Source organism: Streptomyces sp. NPDC002669 (assembly GCF_042889165.1).
GTDB lineage: Bacteria > Actinomycetota > Actinomycetes > Streptomycetales > Streptomycetaceae > Streptomyces.
This window is the reverse complement of sequence record NZ_JBIAQQ010000063.1, coordinates 1-4,354: the sequence shown is the minus strand read 5'-3', so window position 1 is coordinate 4,354 and position 4,354 is coordinate 1. Positions and strand designations below refer to the sequence as shown.

Genomic DNA, 4,354 nt, shown 5'->3' with positions numbered 1-4,354 from the left:
GTCGCCCGTCGCCCGTCGCCCGTCGCCCGTCGCCCGTCGCCCGTCGCCCGTCGCCCGTCGCCCGTCGCCCGTCGCCCGTCGCCCGTCGCCCGTCGCCCGTCGCCCCGAGTGTCCATCGTAGTGGGGAGTTGCTGGTCATTTCCGGGGTTTCCGCAGATCGGGGTGGTTGTTCCACGCCGTCCGGCGACGCGCTCCGATCGTACCGCGTCGCCGGAACAGGGCTTCGGGCGTGATCCATGACGCAGATTCGGCAACCCCGGTGCGGGCACCGGCGGACAGTGGGGAGGATGGCGCAATGAGCGAATTGGGAATCGCGCTGATCGCCGCGGGGTCCGCGATCACGGGTGGCGTCGCCACCGGCTGGTTCACCCGTAGCGCGGGATTCCGGCAGGCCGAGGCCGCGCGTCAGGCCGGTGACCGGCAGGCCGACGCGTTGCTCGAAACGGTGCGGATGACGCTTCGGGAGCAGGCGGCCGTTCGGCTGGCGGACATCCGGCGCCAGACCTATGTGCGGTTCCTCGGGGTGGCGGAGGCGAGGATCCGGACCGAGCGGACCGGGAGGGGCAGGGGCGACGACGACGCCCTTCTGGAAAGCGCCCTGGGCGAGGTCGTCCTGGAGGGGCCGGTGGAGGTTGCCGCCGCCGCGCAGGACGTCGTCGACCGTCTGCGCCGCCATGAGTCGCCGGACAGCCTCCTGAGCGCGAAGGCGGCTTTCGTCACTGCCGCGCGGGAGGTGCTGAGGGCCCCGTCCCCGGTTCGGTAGCGACCCGGGGCGGTCGCCTCCGCCGTGACGTGGGGAATCCGGGCCGCGCCGAAGGGAGTTCGTCGTCCCCGGTGGGTGGACCGGTGCCGTCCACCGGGCGCGGGCCCTGTTTCCTCAGCTCTCCTCGTCCTCCGCCCGGCGCTCGCCCTCGGCCTGGGACGGCTGGGTGCGGGTGGTGGCGGGGTGCCGCTCCTCCGCCGGATCCCTGTCCTCGTCCAGCCGCTCGCCCTCGGCCTGCGAGGGGGTCGAGTATTCGACATCCTTGATCATGACGGCCGCCTCCGAGATCGGGACGCGTGCCTGCACGGCGCGTGGTGCCTACAGATCGAGCCTATCGCTTCACCCGGCGGGGCGCCGGTGAGCGGGGTGGGGGGGGGGGGGGGGGGGGGGGGGCCCCCCCCGGCGCGGGGCGGCCGGGGGGGGGGGGGGGGGGGGGGGGGGGGGGGGGGGGGGGCCCCCCCCCCCCCCACACCGGTGCGTCAGGCCGTCAGTGTGCGCCGGGGCCGGTCCCGGGCGTCCAGCGGCGAACCGTCGACGACCCGTGCCGTACGGCTGCCGGGGTCGAGCATGACCGTGGCGAGCGTCGCCCAGCGCCGGCCGAGGGGGAGCGCCATGTCGGGCACGCAGCACAGCTGCGGCTCTCCCGGGCCGGAGACGAGGAATTCCAGCAGTTCGTCCGGGTCCTGCGGCTGTGGCTTCGGGTCCCGGGCGAAACGGGACGCCACCAGGGCGTGGCGGTCCCCGGAGTCGGGCTGGTAGAGCTCGGTCTTCTCGGCCGTGCGGGGTATTGGGCTCAGGAAGTGGTTGGTCCGGATGAGAGTGCCGTCGGTCGGTTCGATCACGAACACGCCCACCGGGGTGATGTCGGTGGTGACGGCCGTCGTCAGGTCGAAGAGGGTGAAGGAGCTGGAGGCGGTGACGGGGGCGGACCGGACGGTCTCCAGCGCTTCCGCGACCGAGGCGGCCTCCTCCAGCACGGTGGCGGCGAGGAGATGGACGGGCACGCCGCCGACACCGTCCTCGCGGTGCCCGAGGATGTTGAAGTGCAGGGCCAGCCCGGCGCTGTTGACGCCGATCTTGCCCAGGATCCCGTGCTCGGTGATGCCGACCACGTCGTGGCGCCCGCCCCGTATCTCGTGCGTGTGCCAGTGCGGCGCGAGCTCCACGTGCCAGTCCCAGGTCTGCACGCCGAAGGTGCGCGGAGCCGCCGGGTCCGACCCGACGCACCGGGCGATGGTGGAGCACTCGCCGGGCCGTCCCGTCCCGCTCTGCGCGAGGATCTCCGTACGCGCGTTGAGGGCGGCGATCCGCCACGGTTCCACCCCGGCACCGGCGGCGACCCCGTCCAGTTCCTCGCGCAGTCGCGGCCGGAACGCGCCGACCGCGTCCGCGGTGCGCAGTGCGTCCTCGCGGACCCCGTCCTCGGGGAGGCCCGCGAGGCGGAAGAGCCGGTCGTAGATCTCCAGGCCGCCGGTGAGGGTGTCCCGGAGCTGCTCGCCCCGTTGCCGGCCGCGTGCGAACGGGTCGGTCGCGTCCACGTGGATGTGCTGTCGTTCGGTGTTCATCTCTTCCTCGTGCGATCTGGTGTCGGGTGCTGCCGGGTGATGTCGTGTCCGGCCTTCGGAGCCGGGAAGGCGGGGGAGGGCCGGGGCGGTCAGTGCGTCCGGGAGACGGGGGAGCCCGGGGAGGGGAGGCGACGGCGCATGAGGGTCGCGTAGAGGGCCGCGGCGATCAGCATGCCGACCGGGAGCGCGAGGTCGAGCCCGCCCGCCGCGCGGGCCAGCGGCCCGGTGTACAGCTCGGTGCTCACGCACAGGACGGCGGCCGCGGTGCCGGTGACCAGGGCGGCGACCCCGGCGCGGTTGACGCCTCCGGTGTACCAGTACGCGCTGCCCGGGGTCTCGTCCATGAGCGCGGGGCCGTCGTAGCGGTTGCGGCGCAGCAGGATGTCGGTGGCGTAGACGGCCATGCCGGGGCCGAGCAGGACGACGGTGAGCTGGAGGACGTTGCCGACCGTGTCGAGGAAGTCGGACACGAGCAGTGCGTACAGGGTGAGCGCCACGGCGAGGATTCCGTACACCACGACGCTGAGGGAGCGGCGGATCCTGATGCCCACCGCCTGGAGGGCGAGCCCCGAACTGTAGGTGGTCATGGCGTTGATCGCGACGGCGCCCACGACGAGCGAGACCAGGAAGACCGGTGTGAACCAGCCGGGCAGGATGCCTTCGAGTGCGGTCTGCGGGTCGGTCATGTCGATCGCGGTGCCGGCCAGCGTGCCCAGCGCGGTGACCACGACGCTGGGGACGAAGCCGCCGAGCGCGGTCCAGCCCGCCACCTGCTTCGGGGACGTGGTGGGTGGCAGATAACGGGCGAAGTCGGCGCCGTTGTTGAACGACAGCGGGCCCGAGGCGACGAGGGCGAAGCCACCGAGGAGGGACGCCCACAGGGGGCCGCCGTGGAGCGGTTCGGCGGGCGCGTAGTCCCAGTGGGCGTGCCGCAGGACGCTGACGCCGACGACGGCGAAGACCGCCACCAGGACCAGGGTGATCGGCAGGTACAGCTTCAGGATCGTGGCGTGGCCGTAGACGCTGATGACCAGGGTGAACGCGGCGATGGCCGTCACCGTCGCGATCTTGACGCCGGTGTCCGGCTCGATTCCGGCCTTCCGCAGGAGGGAGAAGGCGGCGATCGCGGCCGCGGACAGGTTCAGGGAGACGTAACAGAGGCAGATGGCCCAGCCGGTGATCGCGGTGTTCACCCGGTTCCCGCGGATGCCGTACATCGTCCGGGTGATCACCGAACTCGGCGTGCCCGACGCGGGGCCGGAGACGGCCAGGAGCCCGACGAGGGCCCAGAACAGGTTGCCCACCACGATCACGGCGAATGCCTGGAGGAGGGTCAGCCCCATGAGGACCAGGGCGCCGCCTATGACCAGGCACAGGTAGTTGACGTTCGCCGCGGCCCAGACCGAGAACAGCTCCCGGGGACGGCCGTGACGCTCCTGTTCGGGAACGTGGTCGATGCCGTGGGCCTCGATGCGTCCGGCCTGCTCGGACGTCGGGCGAAGATCCGGGACAGCCGTCTGCGGGCCGGGGGCCGTGGAAGTCATGCGCGCCTCCGAGTGGTGGGCGTACCCACGTACTGGTCTATTGGTCGCACACTCAATAGCATTGGCGGCATGGCGTCAAGGGTTCACAGGCCGTCCATTCGGGCAGCTTCGAGCGGCTGACGTGCGGAAACGTTCGAGGCGTATGCGGCAGCGGCGGGGCCGAGGGGGTGGAGGGCGGTCCGCCGTGCTGGACCGGCGGATACTTCGGCGGCCGGTCCCGGGACGCCGACGGTCGCCGGTCGGCCCGGACAGGGCGGCGGTGGTGCGCGGCGGGTCAATGGGGGCCGGGCCGGGCGTTCTCGCTTCTGGCCTCCTGGAGCGGGCGGGTTGCTTCGCTGCCGCGACTGCCGGCGGGCGTGACCTCGGCGCCCCGGCCGGCATTGCGCCGGGGGGGGGGGGGGGGGGGGGGGGGGGGGGGGGGGGGCGGGGCGGGCCGGGGCGCGGCGGGGGGGCGGGGCCGGGGGGGGGGGCGGGGGGGGTGG

4 protein-coding genes are annotated in these 4,354 nt (G+C 73.5%); 1 reads left to right on the top strand and 3 read right to left on the bottom strand.

Annotated elements, in window-relative coordinates:
- The first annotated feature begins 295 nt into the window (after positions 1 to 295).
- Positions 296 to 763 carry a hypothetical protein gene (locus ACFYW1_RS38785; RefSeq protein WP_389004512.1) on the top strand — a complete coding sequence of 156 codons (468 nt, stop codon included), beginning with the start codon at positions 296 to 298 and terminating at the stop codon, positions 761 to 763.
- Between the two features lie 114 nt (positions 764 to 877).
- Here the strand turns inward: ACFYW1_RS38785 and ACFYW1_RS38780 are convergent, their stop codons facing one another.
- The 3 genes from ACFYW1_RS38780 to ACFYW1_RS38770 all read right to left on the bottom strand — a co-directional run bounded on the left by ACFYW1_RS38780 (position 878) and on the right by ACFYW1_RS38770 (position 3,872).
- Positions 878 to 1,033 carry a hypothetical protein gene (locus ACFYW1_RS38780; RefSeq protein WP_356936716.1) on the bottom strand — a complete coding sequence of 52 codons (156 nt, stop codon included), beginning with the start codon at positions 1,031 to 1,033 and terminating at the stop codon, positions 878 to 880.
- Between the two features lie 209 nt (positions 1,034 to 1,242).
- Entirely contained in the window at positions 1,243 to 2,328 is a 1,086-nt protein-coding gene (locus ACFYW1_RS38775) for a C45 family autoproteolytic acyltransferase/hydolase (RefSeq protein ID WP_389004509.1), read from the bottom strand.
- Positions 2,329 to 2,417: 89 nt separating this feature from the next.
- Positions 2,418 to 3,872, bottom strand: a complete 1,455-nt coding sequence (locus ACFYW1_RS38770; RefSeq protein WP_389004507.1) for a purine-cytosine permease family protein — start codon at positions 3,870 to 3,872, stop codon at positions 2,418 to 2,420.
- Positions 3,873 to 4,354 lie beyond the last annotated feature (482 nt).

Coding starts and splice junctions, on each gene's coding strand:
- ACFYW1_RS38785 (WP_389004512.1), top strand. CDS start 296: ATGAGCGAATTGGGAATCGCGCTGATCGCCGCGGGGTCCGCGATCACG.
- ACFYW1_RS38780 (WP_356936716.1), bottom strand. CDS start 1,033: ATGATCAAGGATGTCGAATACTCGACCCCCTCGCAGGCCGAGGGCGAG.
- ACFYW1_RS38775 (WP_389004509.1), bottom strand. CDS start 2,328: ATGAACACCGAACGACAGCACATCCACGTGGACGCGACCGACCCGTTC.
- ACFYW1_RS38770 (WP_389004507.1), bottom strand. CDS start 3,872: ATGACTTCCACGGCCCCCGGCCCGCAGACGGCTGTCCCGGATCTTCGC.